Genomic DNA, 20,114 nt, shown 5'->3' on the forward strand with positions numbered 1-20,114 from the left:
AAAATTTTGGCGAAGACGTTATTATGATAAATGATGACAAGCCACTTTTGAAGTTTAAAGAGGATGGAGTGTATGCTTATGGAACACCCTGGGATGGAAAACATTGCCTTTCTACTAACAGGTGTGCAAAACTTGCAGGAATATGTTTTTTGCATCAGGCAGAAACGAACCATATTGAAAGGATAGGTGCGGACAAATCTGTTGAATTGTTAATGAACCAGATATACAGACCTCAGGATGCTAAGGCTATCTTAAAAACCTTAGACTATGGAGATATGTTATTAAAAGAAGTTCCAATGTATTCCATGGGATGTAACATTTCAAAAGAGGCTGCACAAATGGCATATGATGCCATGAAAAATGAATAAGCAAATATACAATAATATGGAGGAAGACAATGAAAATAAAAGAAGGATTTGTGTTAAGAAACATGGGAGGACAGGCTGTAGTTGTTTCAATTGGTTCCGCCAGTAAAATATTTAACGGTATGGTTAAATTAAATGAAACCGGTGAATATCTTTGGAGAAAAATTTCTGATGGTGCAAGTAGAAATGATTTAATAAATTCACTTTTGGAAAAATATGATGTAGATATTGAATTAGCAACAAAGGATGTTGATAATTTTATTACTTCATTAAAGACTCCCGGAATTATAGAATAAATTATTTGAGAGGTATTATGGAAAAGACCACAATAGAAAATGCTATTAAAGAGAATGGGTTTTATCTTTCAACCATTGTAGGTGATAGCATGATGCCACTTTTAAGAAACAGAAGGGATACCGTTAAGATTATTCCTGTTAGTGGCAGATTGAAAAAATATGATTTACCATTATACAAAAGACCTGACGGAAAATATGTGCTTCACAGAATAGTTAAGGTAAAAAAAGACCATTATGTTATAAGTGGTGACAATAGGGGATGGAGGGAAAAAGTTCCCTTTGACTGGATAATAGGAGTTACGGATTTGATTTACAGGGATCAAAAGGAAATTACTGCTGACAACCGGGAATATGTGGCATATGTGAAGAAAACCTGCAGAAAATACTGGATTCGCAGAGTTAAGCATATTATTAAAAAATGCAAATTATGTATAAAAAACAGGTAAATGGCAATATTTATATTGGAAAAGGTGAAAAAACAGAAAATACCTTAAAATAATTAAAAAAACACTTGCAATATAAAATGGGGTGTGATAGAATATTCTCTGTCGCAAGACGATGGCCCATCGCCAAATGGTAAGGCACTGGACTCTGACTCCAGCATTTTCAAGGTTCGAATCCTTGTGGGCCAGCTAAACAGTATCGGTTTCCGGTACTGTTTTTTTGTTGCATACAATAGCATCTGGAATTAAAATCTTGAAAAAATACTATGGTGATATATAGATATTATTGGGAAAATATCACTGTAATAAAAAGGAGTAGAAAGCAATATCCTACTCCTTTAAACATACTTATTCACCTATTTTATTTGGAAATAAATGCGAAATATCTAGATAATCAGGAATACCACGCTGGTATTTTACAACAGGCTCACCTAAAATCAACGGATATACGTAATCAATAAACTCCTGGGTAACATCATTGCCCATATCATTAATCCATTCCCTTGGTACATGTTTTACAAGACCTGCAACATTTTTAACATCAGTATCTCCCATATCTACGGAATATGGAGAATTTGATTTCCTGATGGCAGTAACCATAACAGCAGTCTTACCTTGAAGTGCAACTTCAACAGCATGTCTGCCAAGACGAAACGCCTCACCAATGTCGGTAATTGAGGACATATGAGCTGCACATCTTTGGAGAATGTTGATTTCCACGGAACGAACTTTTACCTGAATATTTTGCTTGATAATATATTCAAGGCACTTTCCCGTACCACTAAGCTGACTATGACCGAATGTATCCTCCACGGCAGAAGTAGCACTTATATATTGTCCCTTTGCATCCTTTATTCCCTCGGATACTGCAATAACAACATTATTATATCTGTCCATTGCAGTACGAACATCTTTGATAAACTGCTTTTCGTCAAAAGCGACCTCCGGAAGGTAAATAAGATGCGGTGCAAAATTGTACTTATTTCGTGCTAAAACTGAAGCCCCTGTAAGCCATCCGGCATCACGTCCCATTATTTCCACAATAGTTACACTCTTAATAGGATAAATTGAGGTATCATGACCGATTTCCAAAAGAGTAGACGCCACATATTTTGCCGCAGAACCATATCCCGGGGTGTGGTCGGTAATACATAAATCATTGTCAATTGTTTTTGGAATTCCAATAATCTTTATGTCCCTGTCAATAGCTTTGGCATAGGTGCTAAGCTTGTCCACCGTATCCATTGAATCATTTCCACCAATATAGAAAAAGGCATCAATGTCATACTGTTCAAATTTGTTAAAAATGTAGGCATATGGCGCATCATCTTCTGAGTAATCAGGAAGCTGATAACGGCATGAACCTAAATACATGGAAGGCGATTTTTTTAAAAGCTCAATAAACATAGGGGTGTCTTCAAATTTTTGGGACAAGTCCATTAGCCTCCCGTTTAAAAGCCCCTGAACTCCGTTTAAAGAACCATATATTTTGTCAAATTGTTTGCTGTCAATAGCCCCTTGTATAACACCGGCAAGACTGGCATTAATGGCTACGGTAGGCCCGCCTGACTGGGCAACTAGACAATTCTTCATAATTTCTCCTCTCGCTGTAAAAATTTTTTAATTTAAAAAATGAATATACGTACAGTATACCCCAGATTAGAGTAAAAACCAACAGAGAATTTGTAATGGAAATCCGGAAATCAAGTGTATATTATTTTAACGGAATTTATAACAATTATGTAATCATCCGGCAGACATTCAAGTTTTTAATTGAAAATCTGCCCGGATTTTAAATTAGCAGTTTTTTACGCAGGAGCTTGGATTGAAAGCATAGAAATTCTTTTTATCCAAATCTTCGTTAATAAGTCTTAAAGCTTCACCGAAACGCTGGAAATGAACAATTTCCCGTTTACGCAGGAATCGTATTGGATCTGCTACTTCGTTATCTTTTACAAGACTTAAGATGTTATCGTAAGTCTTTCTGGCTTTCTGTTCCGCAGCCATATCCTCCACTAAGTCTGCAATAGGGTCACCGGAAGACTGAAATTCAGTAGCTGTAAAAGGAACTCCGCCTGCCGCCTGTGGCCACACTCCTAAAGTATGGTCAACATAGTATTTCTCAAAGCCTGCCACATCTACTTCATCACATGGAAGATCTTTAACCAACTGGGAAACTATGGTTCCGACGATTTCGAGGTGTGACATTTCTTCAGTTGCGATATCGTTCAACAATCCGGCAACACGGGAATTTTTCATGGCATATTTTTGAGACATATAACGCATGGCAGCACTAGCTTCGCCATCGGGTCCACCATACTGGCTTATAATCACCTGTGCCATTTTAGGATTCCTACATTTAATATTTACCGGGTACTGGAGTCTTTTTTCATAAACATACATTAGCAATTACCTCCTTCCCAAGGCATAGGACCTTTATTCCACTCCCAATAATCGCAATTATCGGTTTCATAAAATCTTAGCGGCCCAAATCTCTTAGTATACTCATCCCATGCCTCCTGGCGCACCTTCTCCATCTTCTGATGGAACGTAATAGCTTCAGTGCAATTGGGATGAGTGTCTAAAAACAATCGGGTATCATCCATGGCAAAACTTGCCTGAGTAATAATTTTCATTAAATCTTCTTTGCACATGTTTTTCATTTTTTACCACACCTCCCAATATAAGGTTTATCCATATCTTCAAAAATGGTGCCTTTTTCCAGTCCTTCTTCTATACAGTAGATATTTCTCCAAATCTGCCACGGAACATATGACATAGCAGGAACCATGGAATCTACAGGTTCATTGCCGCGGTCGCAACCTTCATTCCTTTTACATCCACATTCATGTGTGGAATTATCAGAATCACGGTGGGACGGAGGCATCTGCCTGTTACCGGCATTGAAGCTACGATTCATACCACAACCGGTGCCATTATGCATTGTATTCATGTTGCAGTTCATATTGCGGGTATTTCCACACCTTGAGTTTAAACAGCCACGACTGTTTATAGGGGAATTTCCCATATTGTTATTCATATTACAAGCCATTTAACATACCTTTTCCTTTATGATTTACATTATTAATGTATGCTAAAAAAAACGTATGGTTCTGAATATATTTGCTATAAAAAATGTACCAATTAAAAAAAAGACACCTTTATGGCAGTGACATTTTTTTATAAACTTAACATAAGTGGTAAAATATTTTAAAGGAGGAAATATGGGAAAAATAGCAGAAAGGATATTTATGATAACATTAATAGGCACATTGTTAGGTTTTGGTGTTAAAAATATTAATGCAGCTACAAAATCCACACAGTACAAAATGGTTTGGAGCGACGAATTTAACGGCACAAAACTTAATTTAAAAAATTGGACTTATGATATAGGAAATGGTGGCGCAAATTTCGGCTGGGGAAACAATGAACTGGAGTATTATACAGACAGGGAGGATAATGTAAAGGTGGAAAACGGTTCCCTTGTTATAACAGCCAGAGCGGATAATTATAAAGGTCCGGGAATGAAAAAGGCTACAAAGTATACATCAGGAAGAATTAAAACATCAAATTTGCAGTCCTTTAAATATGGAAAAATTGAGGCACGTATGAAAGTGCCGGCAGTTACAGGAATGTGGCCGGCATTTTGGATGTTGGGATACAATGACAAAGGCTGGCCGTACTGCGGAGAAATAGATATTCTTGAAACATGGAACAGCTATCAGTTTGCTCAGGGCACAATTCACTGGGAAAATGAAAAAGACAGACCGGGAAGAGATACTTATGAGGCTTCCAGCACTAAAAATTTCAAGGATAAAACAGCATGGCATACATATGGTCTTATCTGGACTCCGAAACAAATGCAATGGACGGTAGACGGAAAGGTTTACAAAACATTTAGCTTAAAAGAAAGCCACAAATCAGAATTAAAAAAGCCGTTTTACATTATTCTTAATTTGGCAGTGGGAGGCAATTTGCCATATTTCCCACCGGAAGACGATTTTGTATCTGAAAAAATGATGGTTGATTATGTGAGAGTTTATCAGAGAGAATGTGATAACGGTTCATATGACGGTGTATGGGAAAAATCTGAAAAAAGCAGCGTACCGGTTTATTCAGTGAAGTTTAGTAACATTACCAAGGTGGTAAATCAGCAAAAGGTATTAGCAGGGGAAACAATAATTCTGCCAAATGTTAAACGTAAGGGATACAAATTTTTAGGTTGGTATAATGGAGATAAAAAATTAACTGAATCAACAATGATAAAGTCAGATATAACTGCCAAAGCTAAATGGCAGAAAATCTCAGTTAAGCAGACAAAAATCACTTCAACTAAGCAGATTTACAGAAAAATGGCGACAGTTAAGTACAAAGTAAAGGGTAAGGTTGACGGCTATCAGATAAAAGTAGGCAAAAAAACAAAATATTCAGAATCTAAAATCGTAACTTTTGGAAAATTTGTTTCCGGGAAAACTTACAAGGTAAAAGTACGTGCCTATTCCATTGATTCAAGGGGTAAGAAAATTTTCGGAAAATGGAGTAAAACCGCAAAAATTACCATAAAATAGTATTGGCATTTTAAGTAAAATGGAGTATACTAATTACGGTTGTTTAGAATATAACAATTAATGAATTTTATGGAGGTACATTATGTTAGTATCAGCTAAGGAAATGTTGGAAAAGGCAAAAGCAGGACATTATGCTGTTGGACAGTTCAACATCAACAATCTTGAATGGACAAAGTCAATCCTTTTAACAGCACAGGAATTAAAGAGCCCGGTTATTTTAGGAGTATCAGAAGGTGCCGGAAAGTATATGACAGGATTTAAAACAGTAGCAGCTATGGTAAAGGCTATGGATGAAGAATTGGGAATCACTGTTCCTGTAGCACTTCACTTAGATCATGGAACATATGAAGGATGCTATAAGTGTATTAAAGCTGGATTCACATCAATTATGTTTGATGGTTCACATTATCCTATCGAAGAAAACATTGCAAAGACTAAGGAATTAGTTTCAGTAGCACATAACATGGGTATGTCAATTGAAGCAGAAGTTGGTTCAATTGGTGGTGAGGAAGATGGCGTTATCGGAAGAGGCGAGTGCGCAGATCCTGACGAATGTAAGGCAGTAGCAGATCTTGGTGTAGATATGCTTGCAGCAGGTATTGGTAACATCCATGGAAAATATCCTGCAAACTGGGAAGGACTTAGCTTTGAAACATTAGATGCTATTCAGCAGAAGACAGGAGTTATGCCATTAGTTCTTCACGGTGGTACAGGTATTCCTGAAGATATGATTAAGAAGGCTATTGACCTTGGCGTATCAAAGATTAACGTTAATACAGAATGTCAGTTATCATTTGCTGACGCAACAAGAAAATACATTGAAGCCGGAAAGGACTTAGAAGGAAAGGGATTTGACCCTAGAAAACTTCTTGCTCCTGGTGCTGAAGCTATTAAGGCTACAGTAAAAGAAAAGATGGAACTTTTCGGTTCAGTTGGAAAAGCTGAATAATTAAATAATATTTATATAATGCTCGTAATGGGGCGTTGTAACAAGAGAAGGCTGTTACTTTAGGTAGTAGCCTTCTTTTTGTTGATTTTTAAGGGAAATAATTTTATAATTATGTTTAGAAAAAAAGTGTGGCAGGTAATAAAGTGGACAAGGCAAAGGATAGCAAACAGGAACAATTAAATAACGAAATCACCGGGAAAAAACATAAAAAAATCCCTAATGCAATATATAATGTAGTGCGAGTGTTTGCCATATTATTTGCAGGAGGGATACTTATTTATGCCTCATATAACCTCACGGAATCCTACTTGAATTACAAAGAGGACGAGAAAAAATATGCCCAGATAAATCAGATGTTTATTAAGGACAACGAAGAGAAAACCACTGAAAAAAGTCAGGATAATAAGTCCATAAGATACACAAAATCTGTTTCCACATGGAAATGGGATTATAAAGAAATGCTTCAATATAATGACGAGGCTAAGGGCTATATAAAGCTTAACGGAACCAGAATACAGTATCCTATAGTGGAGCATAGTGACAATGATTTTTATTTAAAGAGAGGCTCTGACAAGGTCTACAATGGAGCAGGAGCCATCTTTTTGGACTACAGAACTGCCGGACTGGATGGAAAAATGTGCATTTTATATGGTCACAATATGTTAGACGGCTCTATGTTTAAGGAACTGATGAACTTTAGGGATGATGATTTTTGCAGGAAACATCCTACGTTTGATATATATGTAGGGTATAGGCATTATATATATTATGTATTTTCCGTGTTTTCAGATAAGGATGATAATGAAAATATATATAAATATGGATTTGCCAATGACGGGGAGTTTCAGAACTGGATAAATACTGTATCTTCCAGAAGCAGATGCAATTTTGGAGTTAGAAAACCTGACACTTCCGACAAAATTATAATGTGTTCAACATGCGTGGACGACTATGGAAACAGACAGATTGTTTGTCTCTACAGAGGTGAGGAAGTAGTGGATTAAAATGCCAAAAAAATACAAAAAATTACAAAAATAAGCCTTAAACTTAATTTTATTAAGAAAAAGGTTTAAAAAATTAGATAAATACCTGGTAGCTATTGATTTTTATAAAGAAATGATGTAGATTATAGGGCGAATGAGGTAGTACCTCACCGCTAAATGAGATTAAGGACAAGGGCGTTCTTCAAAACAGTATATTTGGAGAAGTGTCCTTTTTTTTATGGTAGCTCCATAAGAAATTGGCGGAAAAATATGTTAGTAGAAGAAAGGAACAGAAACTATGGGAGTAAATATTGAGAAAGTTTTTGGTGAAGATGTTTTTGATGATGCAGTCATGAAAGTCCGTTTACCAAAAAGCGATTATGAGAAGGTTAAGAGCCTTATGTACCAGGGTGGAGAAATTACAGAGGAGTTAGCTGATGTGGTTGCACAGGCTATGAAAGAATGGGCATTGGAAAAGGGTGCTACACATTTTACACATGTATTCCAGCCATATGTTATTTCAGTAGGAGCTGAAAAACATGATTCATTTTCTTCAACTGTAACAGACGGAAAGATTGAGAATACATTTACAGGAAAAGATTTACTTATGGGTGAACCTGATGCATCTTCATTCCCATCAGGTGGACTTAGAGCTACATGTAGTGCAAGAGGATATACAGCATGGGATATCACATCACCTGTTTACATTAAGGAAGGAACTCTTTGCATACCTACAGCATTCTGCTCATACACAGGTGAGTCATTGGATACAAAGACTCCATTACTTAAAGCAATGCATGCAGTAAGTAAGCAGGGTGTAAGACTTATGAGATTATTTGGTGATGAAAAGACTCAGAGAATTTTCTCATACGTTGGACCGGAACAGGAATATTTCCTTGTGGATGAAGATAAATATATGAAGAGACCTGACCTTATTTACACAGGACGTACACTTTTCGGTGCTATGCCTCCTAAGGGACAGGAAATGGATGACCAGTATTTTGGCTCAATTGCTCCAAATGTAAAGGCATTTATGGAAGATTTAAATGTTAAGCTTTGGAAATTAGGAATTACAGCAAAAACACAGCATCGTGAGGTTGCGCCGGGACAGCACGAAATTGCCCCAATTTTTTCAGTTTCAAATGTTGCCCTTGATAACAACCTTTTAGTAATGGATATTTTAAAGAAAACAGCAAGAAAGCATGGATTTGTATGCTTATTACATGAGAAGCCTTTTGATGGAATTAACGGTTCAGGTAAGCATAACAACTGGTCACTTACAACTGATGACGGAATCAATTTGTTTAAGCCGGGAAAGGAACCTGAAAACAACAAGTTATTCCAGTTAGTGTTAGCTTGTACAATGGCAGCTGTTGACAGACATGCAGTTCTTTTAAGACTTGCTGCATCTAATACAGGTAACGACCACAGATTAGGAGCAAACGAGGCACCTCCTGCTATTATTTCAATGTATCTTGGAGATCAGGTTGGTGATATTGTTGACCAGATAATTAAGAATGGTAAGGCTACATCAAGTCTTTCATCAGGAACACTTGATTTTGGTATCAAGAAGCTTCCTGTACTTGAAAAAGACCCTACAGATAGAAACAGAACATCACCATTTGCATTTACAGGCAACAGATTTGAGTTCAGAATGGTTGCTTCATCTAACTCAATTGGTGATACAAATACAGTACTTAATACAATGATGGCTGAAGCTTTCAGCAATGCATGTGATGCATTAGAGGGAGCAGAAGACTTTGACAAGGCAGTAGAAGAATATACAGCTAAGTTAATGAGAGAACATGAAAGAATCGTATTTAACGGTAACGGATATTCAGAGGAGTGGCCTGTTGAAGCAGAAAAGAGAGGACTTCCAAACTGCAAGTCAATTGTTGATGCAATTCCTGCATTAGTTGATGACACTACAGTTGAAATGTATGAGAAGTTTAACGTCCTTTCAAAGGCTGAACTTGAAGCAAGAGAGGATATTTTATTTGAACAGTATGCAGGTGTTAGAAACATTGAAGCATTAACAATGATTGAAATGGCTAACAAGATGATTATTCCTGCAGCAGTTAAGTATACTAAGAAGCTTGCAGATACTGTAATTGCAGTAAAAGAAGCAGGAGCAGATGCTTCAGTACAGGCAGATATGTTATCAGAAGTTTCAGGAAAATTAGCTGAAATGAAAACAGCTGTTAAGGCATTAGAGGAAGTTACTGCTAAGGCAGCAGATGCTGAATGTATAAAGTGCAAAGCGGAAGAATATAAGGATGATGTTATGGCAGCTATGGCAGAGCTTAGAAAGCCGGCTGACGAACTTGAACTTATAATGCCTAAGGAATTATGGCCAATGCCAACATATGGAGATCTTGTTTTTGAATTGTAAAGAACATAGATAATTAATTGATTATTAATGAAAGGATTGCCACTGTATGGTGGCAGTCCTTTTTAAATGACTACACAATACAAAAAGGATGCATGTCTGCATCCTTTCCGCAAATATATTCTAATAATAAAAAAGGGAGGGAATCGGATTTATCCGATTCTAAAAAAATTATGAAAAAACATAAACAAAAAAGTAATAACTTTTGTTTATGTTATTATGATAAAAGAAAATCGTGAAAAAAGAGTGTTTTCCTTGTAAATAATTTATGAACGTGATGTAAAATTTAGTTTCTCATAAATCCAGTGCTTATGGGGATTTTTATTTTTTAAAATTATGAAAAAACGTAAAAAATAACGCTCGTAGAATATAAATTAATGGTCGATTTTAGATATTTCTAGTAGCATTTTTTAGAGCTATCTGTGTATATACACTTTTGGTAATATCATCTATTTTGTGCCCCATAATTTTTTTAGGGGTAATATCATCTGCCTTTGCATTGTGCATTAATGTTGCAAATGTGTATCTTGTGTCGTGTGGTAGGTGTTCAGTTCCCAACAAAGCTAACGTATGGCATACGTTTTTCATCTCCTATAAAGTTTATTTGATTCGGATAAGGCAGTTTGTAGAAAATATTCTATAGACTATCTTTTCTAAAAGAAAGGTTAAAACCCCAATGAAAGCTAATAAAAATATGAAAATAGAATACATGCGAATTGATGATATATTACCATATCAGAAGAATGCAGGTATTACGGTAATACCTACATTACAATGGGCAGAAAAAGATGAAAATGCAACCAAAATATGGTATGATGGAATGGATGAAGCAATTAGGAGGATAAAACCATCAAGGGTATTGGTATACGGTGGAAACATTGGCTATAAATACCCGGATGGAATAGAGGTAAAGTATTACGACAATAAAGCATTTAAGAATTAATAGAAAGGAGACGGAAACAATGCTAAAGGAAACATTTTTGCATAAGATGAAAGGGAGGATAATAGATATTGGGGATTATACATTATATTCTAACCCTTGCAGAATAGTCAACATAGATACAGGTGATACAGTTAAGTTTAAAAATATGGAAGATGCATATGAGCATGGCATGGTAGGTAACATGTCATTAAAGGAATTTGTTGAAAAAGCGGATAATTCCATATTTATAGCTACAAATGACGATTGGGGAATAAGATTTGAAAATATGCACTAATATTATGAAAATAGTAAGAGACACCTCTGGATGGGGTGTCTTTTTTGTACAAAAAAATAAGGAGAAAATATGCTGGTAAACAATTGTGGTGGTAGAGGTGCATCATTCAGAGCAAAAGGAGAAAAAAGGGTTGCCCCTGTGACATTAAACAGTCAAAGGGGCAACCTTATAAATACTAACAACCGAATTTAAAAATTTTGCAAAATGCGTTAAATAACTCGGAACAGCTATTGAAATTAAAACACATAGTTTTGTCCTCCTTATTCTCTCGAATATTTGTATCAGCTGAACATGAAACAAGTGTAACAATTTTGTAACATTTAATCAATAGGAGCATTTTGGAAAAAATGATATAAAAAGGCAAACCCTATAAAAGTCATTGAAAAAAGTGGAATAACGTTGTATAGTATACAAAAAAATAAGGCATATCCGTACTTTTTAGGTAATGCCTGATAAAATGGTTAAAGGAGAAATAAAATGGCAGAAAAGAATCCAATAGTAACAATTGAAATGAATAATGGAGATATTATGAAAGCGGAGCTTTATCCGGAAATTGCACCTAATACAGTAAACAACTTTATAAGTCTTGTAAACAAGGGATTTTATGATGGAGTAATTTTCCACAGAGTAATAAGAGGATTTATGATTCAGGGTGGAGATCCTCAGGGAACAGGTGTTGGCGGACCGGGATACTCAATTAAAGGTGAGTTTTCAGGAAACGGTTTCGCCAATGATTTAAAGCATACGCCAGGTGTACTTTCAATGGCAAGAACAATGATGCCGGATTCAGCAGGCTCACAGTTCTTCATTATGCATGAAACATCACCACATCTTGACGGACAGTATGCGGCATTTGGAAAAATTTGCGAAGGTTTGGATATAGTGAATAAAATAGCTGAGTGTGCCACAGACTATATGGATAAACCGTTAGAACCACAGGTTATGAAGAAGGTTACGGTTGAAACATTTGGAGTGGATTATCCGGAACCGGAAAAATGCTAATTTTACGGAGAATATTATAAAGTGCATATTTGTAACTTTTGGGAGAATTTATACTATTTACAAAATTACAAATTCGTTGTATAAAATACTGTAGTGGTTAATTCACTGTAGAAAGCTAGGAAATAGGAGGAATAGTTATGGCAAAGATAACTAAAGATATGATTATCGGTGATATCATTAAAATAAATATGGGATGTGTTCCTATTTTATTAAATGAAGGAATGCATTGTATAGGATGTCCTGCTTCACAGGGAGAATCTCTTGAAGAAGCATGTATGGTTCATGGAATCGATGCTGATGCATTAGCAAAGAAGTTAAACGACTTTGTTGAAAGCGTTGAAGCAAAAGAAGCATAGAAGAATCCTGAAATATAGAAAAAGCTGCCAAATTCATGGCAGCTTTTTCTCATATAAGATTATGTCTTATAAAGCAACGTCACCGATGATTCCATCGATTACATAATATGCTTTCATGTCTTCAGGTTTAATATAAATAGAAACTGATGACATTGTCTTCTTACCGTTCTTTGCTGTGTAGTCAGCCTTTACAGCAGCTTCAATTGCAACTGTGTCAAATTCCATTCCCTGGAACTGTACATAAACGTTATTTTCTTTCTTTGTAGCTTTTTTTGCTGTAGTTTTCTTAGCAGCAGGTTTTGTTTCAGCCTTCTTTTTAGCAATTTCAGCTTCAGCTTTCTTTTCAGTAGCTTTAACTTCAACTTTTTTCTCAACAGGTTTAACTTCAACCTTCTTTTCAGCAACCTTAGCAGCAGGTTTAGCTTCAACCTTCTTTTCAGCAACCTTAGCAGCAGGTTTAACTTCAACCTTTTTTTCTGTAGCTTTAGCAACCGGTTCAACCTTTTTCACAGTTGATGTTGCTGTTACTTTCTTACTTGCCATAATTTTAATCCTCCTTAAAAATAAGTAGGTCGATTCAAGTCTATAAAATTAAGTTCGTAATATCAACCCAATAGTGTTATATGTATCTCTTTCACAGATTTTATAATACAACTACATTTTAAATTATGCAATGAGTTGAAAAAAGTTTATGAAAAACAGACAAAATCCACAGTAGTTAGCCAAAAATAATAATAAAAACTACTTGCTAAAAAATAAAATAAAAATAATATTAGTAAAAAATCACAATTAGGGGTTGAAAAATAACTAAAAATATAGCAAAATTACATTATGCGTGTGGTCGAAAAATTTGACTTTAAGTCGAAATTTTGCTAAAATTCACAAGCAATAGTAGGTATATAGGTTAATAACAGACAAATATTTGTAATTGGAATGATAAATAATGAATAGATTTGAAAAGAGAAAAATAAAAACAGGTCTTTACAGACATGTAAATGCATTGACATATGTATGTATTTTTACAGTAGCTTCTATAATTACCATAGCAGCAGCTGTTAACAGAACGGATGATATTATCCATATAGATGAAAGTCAGGCTATGGTAAATGAATCAGTGGCTTTTAATAATAAAGACGCACAAAAGGTGGCAGCGGGAAAATCAACTACTGAAACAGTGACAGAAGATAATGCACAGACTCAGGAGGAAACTACGGAAGCACAAACTGAGGCAGCAACTACAGAAGTGGCTACGGAGTCGGTGCCAGCTACACAGGTTAAGGTTATTGCTGATACTCTTAACGTACGTGATCAGGCCAATGAAGACGCAGAGGTTTTGGGAATGGTAGATCAGGACGAAGTCTTTGAGGTAATATCACAGCAGGGAGATTGGGTGGAAATTAACTATAATGGAAATAATGGATTTGTAAAATCTGAATATGTTGAAAATGTAAATAATGTACAGTAATTAATAAAAGAAATCCACGCATATATGGGTTTCTTTTTGTCTAAATAATAGAGGTTATGCAGAAGCCAATGACGGTTATAAAAACGTACACCTGTAAAAATTCCTGACATTTCGGGAATTACTAGTTAAAATGTAAAGTATATGTTATAATGTTTTTTACTATCTCAGAGGGAAACGGATGAAGGAAAGTCCCTTCAAAAATGTTCCCTGTGAAATGCCTTTGACTACAGGAGATACATATTATATAAGGAGGTTAGAGCTATGAATTATATAGGATGGCTTATTTTATTTGTAGTATTTGCAGTGCTTGAGCTTATATCATTAGGTCTTACATGCATATGGTTCGCAGTGGGAGCATTAGCAGGTTGTATTACGGCGCTTATTACGGATAATTGGATTATTCAGTCAATAGTGTTTATAATAGTAACGGTAGTGGTTTTGGTTTTCTTAAGACCTATAGCTGTTAAGTATATAAATAATAAGGCTGAAAAAACTAATGTAGATTCACTTATTGGGAAGAAAGCCAGGGTCCTTGAGGATATTGATAACTTAAATGCAAAGGGACAGGTATCCATTGACGGTATGGAATGGACTGCAAGAAGTGAAGACGGAAGTGAAATCAAAAAGGATGCTTTAGTGGAGGTTGTTGCCATAGAAGGGGTAAAGGCTATTGTAAAGCAGGTATAATGTTGGTTGGCAGTTGGAGAGAACCACTGTTTTATCATAAATAATAATTTTTAGGAGGATTAAGTATGATTCCATTTTTAATCGTAATAGTATTGGCAATTTTATTAGTGTCTACATGTGTAAAAATTGTGCCGCAGGCACATGCATGTGTTATTGAAAGATTAGGTGTTTATAAGCAGACATGGTCTGTGGGTATTCACTTTAAAGTGCCATTTCTTGATAGAATTTCAAGAAGAGTTAATTTAAAAGAGCAGGTAGCTGATTTTGAACCTCAGCCTGTTATCACAAGAGATAATGTAACAATGCAGATTGATACAATTATTTTCTACCAGATTACAGACCCTAAGCTTTATGCATACGGTGTTGAAAATCCTATTGTTGCCATTAAAAACCTTACAGCAACAACTCTTAGAAATATTGTTGGTGATTTAGAGCTTGATGAAACACTTACTTCAAGAGAAACAATAAATGCAAGAATGAGAACAGAGCTTGATGTTGCAACTGACCCATGGGGAATTAAGGTTAACAGAGTTGAACTTAAGAATATTATTCCACCAAGAGATATTCAGGAAGCAATGGAAAAGCAGATGAGAGCTGAACGTGAAAAACGTGAACAGATTCTTAGAGCAGAAGGTGAAAAGAAATCAGCAGTTCTTATTGCAGAAGGTAAGAAAGAAGCAGCCATTCTTAATGCAGAAGCTGATAAGCAGTCAGCTATCTTAAAGGCAGAAGCTGATAAGCAGAAGAAAATTCTTGAGGCAGACGGTGAGGCTGAAGCTATTCTTAAGGTTCAGCAGGCAACAGCTGATGGTATCAGAGCTATTAAAGAAGCAGGTGCTGATGATAAGGTTATAACACTTAAGAGCCTTGAAGCATTTGCCGCAGCAGCTGACGGTCAGGCAACAAAGATTATTATTCCATCTGAAATTCAGGGAATTGCCGGTTCAGTGAAAGCGTTAGCAGAAGTTATTAAAGATTAAAGGTACTTGGAAATGTTTAATGAAAAGATGGTCTTGTGTGGCGCTAGTGCATATGAGAAGAAATATTATTTAAATGAACAGTTTTCTAATCTCCCGGAACAGATTAAGCAGGAATTACAAATAATGTGTGTGTTGTTCACGGAAGACGTAGGAGGAATTTTTTTACTGGAGTTTCAGGAGGACGGAAGTCTCAGACTGATTACGGAAGCAGACGAAGGAGACATATTATATGATGATATCGGAAGCGGACTGAAAATCAGACAGATACAGCTGGAAAAGGCTGAATTGCTGGAATCTTTGGAAATGTATTATAAAGTATTTGTTTTAGGAGAAGATGCGTAATGCTGTTGACAGTTGATGTAGGAAATACAAATATTACACTGGGATTGTTTGAGGGAAAAGACATACATTCTACTTTCAGAATTACCACTCAGGCGGTTAGAACATCAGATGAATTTGGTTCATTGATTGCTGAAATGATAGTTAGAAAGGGAATTAATATTAAAAGCATAAAAGATGTTATTATTTCATCTGTTGTGCCTAAGGTTATGTATTCCCTTAACAGTGGAATTATTAAATATTTTGGAATTGAGCCTATAATCGTAGGTATCGGTACTAAAACAGGTATAAAAATTAATAGAACCGACCCTAGGGAGGTAGGCTCTGACAGAATAGTTGACGCAGTGGCAGCTTATGAACTTTACGGCGGACCATGTATCGTGGTGGATTTCGGAACAGCTACTACATATGATTTGATTTTAGGGGACGGAACTTTTGAAGCGGGGGTTACATCTCCGGGAATAAAGATTTGTGCCAAGGCACTTTGGGATTGTACTGCAAAACTTCCTGAGGTGGAAATCAAAAAGCCGTCATCTATTTTAGGAAAGGATACCATTTCAAGCATGCAGGCAGGTATTGTATACGGATACATCGGACAGACGGAGTATATTATTGATAAGATAAAGGAAGAAAGCGGTCTTGACAATCTTAAGGTAATTGCTACAGGGGGAATGGGACGTATAATTTATAAAAATACGGACAGAATTGATATATATGATAACGAACTGACACTTCAGGGAATGCGAATAATTTACGAAAAGAACAGAAAATAATATGAAAATAGGTAATGTTGAAATTGAAAATAGTTTGGCATTAGGACCAATGGCAGGGGGAACAGACCTGCCATTTCGTCTGCTTTGCAAGGAACAGGGATGCGGCATATTGTATTCGGAAATGGTAAGTGCCAAGGCTATATTATACAAAAATAAAAATACAGATGTACTTCTTAACATTGACGAAAGAGAACATCCTGTGGGGATCCAGCTGTTTGGCTCCGATCCGGATATAATGGCTGAAATAGGTAGCCGTGTGGCGGAAGGGAACTGTGATTTTATTGATATAAATATGGGATGCCCGGTGCCTAAAATTGTAAATAACCATGAGGGTTCATACCTTTTGACACAGCCTAAATTAGTTGAGGAAATCCTTACAAAAATGGTTAAAGCCATTAACAAACCGGTAACTGTTAAAACAAGGAAAGGTTTTAAGGATGGGGAATCTCAGGCGGTAGAAATTGCAAAGATTGCTGAAAGCTGTGGAGTGGCAGCTGTAGCTGTTCACGGGAGAACAAGGGAGCAGTATTACGGCGGAAAGGCTGACTGGGATATTATTAAGGCAGTGAAAGAGGCGGTGAAAATCCCGGTTATAGGAAATGGTGATATTTTTTCACCACAGGATGCTAAGGCAATGAAGGAATATACCGGATGCGACGGACTTATGGTAGGAAGAGCTGCCAGAGGAAATCCGTGGATTTTTAAGGAAATTAATGAATATCTTAAAACAGGAATAGTGCCTGAGAAGCCTTCGGCAGAAGAGGTGAAAAACATGATTTTAAAACATGCATCTATGCTTATTGAGTACAAAGGCGAATATACCGCAGTGCGGGAAATGAGGAAACATATTGCCTGGTACACACAGGGTCTGCCACATTCAGCAGAGCTTAGACGCAGATGTAATGAAATAGTAAGCTGGGAGTCTCTAAAAGAGGTTATAGAATCCAGGTTATAACAAGGGGGAATTTTGGCAAAATCCCCAGTAAAATAGGGCGTTAAGGTTGACAATAAACAGTCACCTTGCTATTATAAAGTGTAAAAGTTTTGAACCAGTAGCCGATTGGAGGAATAGAAAATGGCAGAAGCAAAGAAAAATATTCTTACTTATGAAGGATTACAGAAATTAGAGGCAGAATTAGAAGATTTAAAAGTAAATAAACGTAAAGAAGTTGCAGCAAAGATTAAGGAAGCAAGAGAGCAGGGAGACTTATCAGAAAATGCTGAATATGATGCTGCAAAGGATGAGCAGAGAGATATTGAAACAAGAATTGAAGAAATAGAGAAGATTCTTAAAAACGTTGAAGTTGTTGGTGCAGATGACATTGATGATAAGAAGATTAACGTTGGTTGTCATATTAAGATTTATGATTTTGAATATGATGAGGAATTGGAATTCAGCATTGTTGGTTCAACACAGACTAACAGCTTAAAGGGACTTATTTCAAATGAATCACCTCTTGGAAGAGCACTTATTGGAAAAGAAGTTGGTGAGGAAGTTGAAGTTGAAATGGGTGATACTGTTTCAAAATATAAAGTTCTTGAAATTAAGACAGAGAGATAAAATATTTGTATATTAGGAGTTAAAAATGGCAGAGCAGAATAAGAATAATAACCAGCAGGTGGATGTAAATCAGCTTTTAAAGGTACGTCGCGAGAAACTTGCTGATTTGCAGGCACAGGGAAAGGATCCTTTCCAGATTACAAAGTATGATGTTACAAATCATACAACAGAAATTAAGGATAATTTTGAACAGTTTGAATGTCAGCATGACGAGGAAGGAAAGCTCATTAAAGATGATGCTAAACTTGTTTGTATTGCAGGACGTATTATGCTTAAACGTGTTATGGGTAAGGCATCATTCTGTAATGTCCAGGATAAAACAGGAAATATTCAGGTTTATGTAGCCAGAAATGAATTAGGAGATGAACCTTTTGACGAATATAAAGCCTTTAAGAAGATGGATATCGGTGACATCGTTGGCGTAAAGGGATACGCATTTACTACTAAGACAGGTGAAAAGAGTATCCACGCAACAGAAGTTATACTTTTATCAAAGAGTCTTCAGATTCTTCCGGAAAAGCATCATGGTCTTACAAACACAGACTTAAGATATCGTCAGAGATATCTTGACCTTATTATGAATCCGGAAGTAAAGGATACATTTATTAAGAGATCAAAGATTATAAGTGAAATCAGAAAGTTCTTAGACGGACAGGGATTTATGGAAGTTGAAACACCTATGCTTGTTCACAATGCAGGTGGTGCGGCTGCCCGTCCTTTTGAGACACATTTTAATGCTTTAGATGAAGATGTTAAGCTTCGTATTTCATTGGAGCTTTACTTAAAGAGACTTATTGTAGGCGGACTTGAGAAGGTTTATGAAATTGGAAGAGTATTTCGTAATGAAGGTGTTGATACAAGACACAATCCGGAATTTACTCTTATGGAATTATATCAGGCATATACAGATTACCACGGTATGATGGATTTAACAGAAAATCTTTACAGACATCTGGCTGAAACGGTTTGTGGCAGCGCAAAGATTTCATACAATGGTATTGAGATGGATTTAAGTCAGCCGTTTGAGAGACTTACCATGGTAGATGCTGTTAAGAAGTATGCAAGTGTTGACTGGAATGAAGTTGAAACATTAGAACAGGCAAGAGAGCTTGCTAAAGAGCATCATGTGGAATTTGAGGAACGTCACAAGAAGGGTGACATCCTAAACTTATTCTTTGAGGAATATGTAGAGGAACATTTGATTCAGCCTACATTTATTATGGATCACCCAATTGAGATTTCTCCACTTACAAAGAAGAAACCGGAAAATCCTGATTATGTAGAACGTTTTGAGTTCTTTATGAACGGATGGGAATTGGCTAATGCTTATTCAGAGCTTAACGATCCAATTGACCAGAGAGAAAGATTCGCAGCACAGGAAGAGGCTTTTGCAGCAGGTGATGATGAGGCAGAACATACAGATGAGGACTTCTTAAATGCCCTTGAAATTGGTATGCCACCTACAGGCGGTATCGGCTTTGGTATCGACAGAATGGTAATGTTACTTACAGACTCTGCAGCAATTAGGGACGTGCTGTTGTTCCCAACAATGAAGAAGTTGGATGATGTAAATAAGAAAAATGATGTAAAACCTAAGGCTGATGTGGAAGTGAAGGCAGAGCCTGAAAAGATTGATTTTTCCAAGGTAAAGATTGAGCCTTTATTTGAGGAAGAAGTTGATTTTGATACATTCAGCAAGTCAGATTTCCGTGCAGTAAAGGTTAAAGAGTGCGTTGCAGTA

25 protein-coding genes and 1 tRNA gene are annotated in these 20,114 nt (G+C 36.2%); 20 read left to right on the forward strand and 6 right to left on the reverse strand.

The features are described 5' to 3' along the window. The first annotated feature begins 397 nt into the window (after positions 1-397). From Q5O30_RS02590 to Q5O30_RS02600, 3 genes are all read left to right on the forward strand, one after another. Positions 398-661 (forward strand): PqqD family protein, encoded by a 264-nt coding sequence (locus tag Q5O30_RS02590; protein ID WP_021952203.1) that lies wholly within the window; start codon positions 398-400, stop codon positions 659-661. Positions 662-678: 17 nt separating this feature from the next. Then, entirely contained in the window at positions 679-1,107 is a 429-nt protein-coding gene (locus tag Q5O30_RS02595; protein ID WP_021952204.1) for a S24/S26 family peptidase, read from the forward strand. Between the two features lie 113 nt (positions 1,108-1,220). Next, positions 1,221-1,293, forward strand: a tRNA-Gln gene (locus Q5O30_RS02600). 159 nt (positions 1,294-1,452) lie between these two features. Here the strand turns inward: Q5O30_RS02600 and Q5O30_RS02605 are convergent. The 4 genes from Q5O30_RS02605 to Q5O30_RS02620 all read right to left on the reverse strand — a co-directional run bounded on the left by Q5O30_RS02605 (position 1,453) and on the right by Q5O30_RS02620 (position 4,144). After that, positions 1,453-2,697 (reverse strand): 6-phosphofructokinase, encoded by a 1,245-nt coding sequence (locus Q5O30_RS02605; protein WP_021952205.1) that lies wholly within the window; start codon positions 2,695-2,697, stop codon positions 1,453-1,455. Positions 2,698-2,901: 204 nt separating this feature from the next. After that, a complete protein-coding gene (locus Q5O30_RS02610; protein ID WP_021952206.1) occupies positions 2,902-3,507 on the reverse strand; it encodes a manganese catalase family protein in 606 nt (201 codons plus the stop codon). Continuing rightward, complete coding sequence (locus Q5O30_RS02615; RefSeq protein ID WP_021952207.1) at positions 3,507-3,767, reverse strand: spore coat protein CotJB; 261 nt, start codon at positions 3,765-3,767, stop codon at positions 3,507-3,509. The genes Q5O30_RS02610 and Q5O30_RS02615 overlap by 1 nt, the downstream gene beginning before the upstream one ends. Beyond that, positions 3,764-4,144, reverse strand: a complete 381-nt coding sequence (locus tag Q5O30_RS02620) for a spore coat associated protein CotJA (RefSeq protein ID WP_243169529.1) — start codon at positions 4,142-4,144, stop codon at positions 3,764-3,766. Before Q5O30_RS02620 ends, Q5O30_RS02615 begins: the two co-directional genes overlap by 4 nt. A 184-nt stretch (positions 4,145-4,328) precedes the next feature. On the opposite strand from Q5O30_RS02620, the gene Q5O30_RS02625 reads away from it, so the two are divergent. The 4 genes from Q5O30_RS02625 to Q5O30_RS02640 all read left to right on the forward strand — a co-directional run bounded on the left by Q5O30_RS02625 (position 4,329) and on the right by Q5O30_RS02640 (position 9,996). Beyond that, positions 4,329-5,672 carry a family 16 glycosylhydrolase gene (locus tag Q5O30_RS02625; protein WP_021952209.1) on the forward strand — a complete coding sequence of 448 codons (1,344 nt, stop codon included), beginning with the start codon at positions 4,329-4,331 and terminating at the stop codon, positions 5,670-5,672. An 82-nt stretch (positions 5,673-5,754) separates the two neighbouring features. Continuing rightward, positions 5,755-6,621, forward strand: a complete 867-nt coding sequence (gene fba, locus Q5O30_RS02630; RefSeq protein WP_021952210.1) for a class II fructose-1,6-bisphosphate aldolase — start codon at positions 5,755-5,757, stop codon at positions 6,619-6,621. Between the two features lie 128 nt (positions 6,622-6,749). Further along, entirely contained in the window at positions 6,750-7,625 is an 876-nt protein-coding gene (locus Q5O30_RS02635) for a class B sortase (RefSeq protein WP_302674539.1), read from the forward strand. 277 nt (positions 7,626-7,902) lie between these two features. Continuing rightward, entirely contained in the window at positions 7,903-9,996 is a 2,094-nt protein-coding gene (locus Q5O30_RS02640; RefSeq protein WP_021952212.1) for a glutamine synthetase III, read from the forward strand. 384 nt (positions 9,997-10,380) lie between these two features. Here Q5O30_RS02640 and Q5O30_RS02645 read toward each other — a convergent pair whose 3' ends face one another. Then, positions 10,381-10,581, reverse strand: coding sequence for a hypothetical protein (locus Q5O30_RS02645; RefSeq protein ID WP_302674540.1), 201 nt, complete (start codon positions 10,579-10,581; stop codon positions 10,381-10,383). Between the two features lie 106 nt (positions 10,582-10,687). On the opposite strand from Q5O30_RS02645, the gene Q5O30_RS02650 reads away from it, so the two are divergent. The 5 genes from Q5O30_RS02650 (at position 10,688) to Q5O30_RS02670 (ending at position 12,568) form a co-directional block, all read left to right on the forward strand. Beyond that, a complete protein-coding gene (locus Q5O30_RS02650; RefSeq protein WP_302674541.1) occupies positions 10,688-10,936 on the forward strand; it encodes a hypothetical protein in 249 nt (82 codons plus the stop codon). Between the two features lie 19 nt (positions 10,937-10,955). Then, a complete protein-coding gene (locus tag Q5O30_RS02655) occupies positions 10,956-11,210 on the forward strand; it encodes a hypothetical protein (RefSeq protein ID WP_021952214.1) in 255 nt (84 codons plus the stop codon). A 69-nt stretch (positions 11,211-11,279) separates the two neighbouring features. Next, entirely contained in the window at positions 11,280-11,402 is a 123-nt protein-coding gene (locus Q5O30_RS02660; RefSeq protein ID WP_021952215.1) for a hypothetical protein, read from the forward strand. A 285-nt stretch (positions 11,403-11,687) separates the two neighbouring features. Continuing rightward, complete coding sequence (locus Q5O30_RS02665; RefSeq protein ID WP_021952216.1) at positions 11,688-12,212, forward strand: peptidylprolyl isomerase; 525 nt, start codon at positions 11,688-11,690, stop codon at positions 12,210-12,212. Between the two features lie 137 nt (positions 12,213-12,349). Further along, positions 12,350-12,568: a DUF1858 domain-containing protein gene (locus tag Q5O30_RS02670; RefSeq protein ID WP_021952217.1), complete on the forward strand. Its 219-nt coding sequence runs from the start codon at positions 12,350-12,352 to the stop codon at positions 12,566-12,568. 66 nt (positions 12,569-12,634) lie between these two features. Here Q5O30_RS02670 and Q5O30_RS02675 read toward each other — a convergent pair whose 3' ends face one another. Beyond that, complete coding sequence (locus Q5O30_RS02675; protein WP_021952218.1) at positions 12,635-13,111, reverse strand: DUF6465 family protein; 477 nt, start codon at positions 13,109-13,111, stop codon at positions 12,635-12,637. Between the two features lie 400 nt (positions 13,112-13,511). Between Q5O30_RS02675 and Q5O30_RS02680 the strand changes: the two genes are divergently transcribed. The 8 genes from Q5O30_RS02680 to lysS all read left to right on the forward strand — a co-directional run. After that, positions 13,512-14,033: an SH3 domain-containing protein gene (locus Q5O30_RS02680; protein WP_021952219.1), complete on the forward strand. Its 522-nt coding sequence runs from the start codon at positions 13,512-13,514 to the stop codon at positions 14,031-14,033. Between the two features lie 261 nt (positions 14,034-14,294). Beyond that, entirely contained in the window at positions 14,295-14,720 is a 426-nt protein-coding gene (locus Q5O30_RS02685) for an NfeD family protein (protein WP_021952220.1), read from the forward strand. 65 nt (positions 14,721-14,785) lie between these two features. Further along, positions 14,786-15,700, forward strand: a complete 915-nt coding sequence (locus Q5O30_RS02690) for an SPFH domain-containing protein (RefSeq protein WP_021952221.1) — start codon at positions 14,786-14,788, stop codon at positions 15,698-15,700. Positions 15,701-15,712: 12 nt separating this feature from the next. Continuing rightward, positions 15,713-16,042, forward strand: coding sequence for a DUF6145 family protein (locus Q5O30_RS02695; protein WP_021952222.1), 330 nt, complete (start codon positions 15,713-15,715; stop codon positions 16,040-16,042). Then, entirely contained in the window at positions 16,042-16,812 is a 771-nt protein-coding gene (locus tag Q5O30_RS02700) for a type III pantothenate kinase (protein ID WP_021952223.1), read from the forward strand. Before Q5O30_RS02695 ends, Q5O30_RS02700 begins: the two co-directional genes overlap by 1 nt. A gap of 1 nt (position 16,813) precedes the next feature. Continuing rightward, positions 16,814-17,767: a tRNA dihydrouridine synthase DusB gene (dusB, locus tag Q5O30_RS02705; protein ID WP_021952224.1), complete on the forward strand. Its 954-nt coding sequence runs from the start codon at positions 16,814-16,816 to the stop codon at positions 17,765-17,767. Between the two features lie 120 nt (positions 17,768-17,887). After that, on the forward strand, positions 17,888-18,373 hold the full coding sequence (gene greA / locus Q5O30_RS02710) for a transcription elongation factor GreA (protein WP_021952225.1): 486 nt from the start codon (positions 17,888-17,890) through the stop codon (positions 18,371-18,373). A 25-nt stretch (positions 18,374-18,398) separates the two neighbouring features. Then, a partial coding sequence (gene lysS, locus Q5O30_RS02715; RefSeq protein ID WP_302674542.1) for a lysine--tRNA ligase occupies positions 18,399-20,114 on the forward strand: 1,716 nt, incomplete at its 3' end.

Source organism: Eubacterium sp. CAG:161, from assembly GCF_000432355.1.
GTDB lineage: Bacteria > Bacillota > Clostridia > Lachnospirales > Lachnospiraceae > Eubacterium_G > Eubacterium_G segne.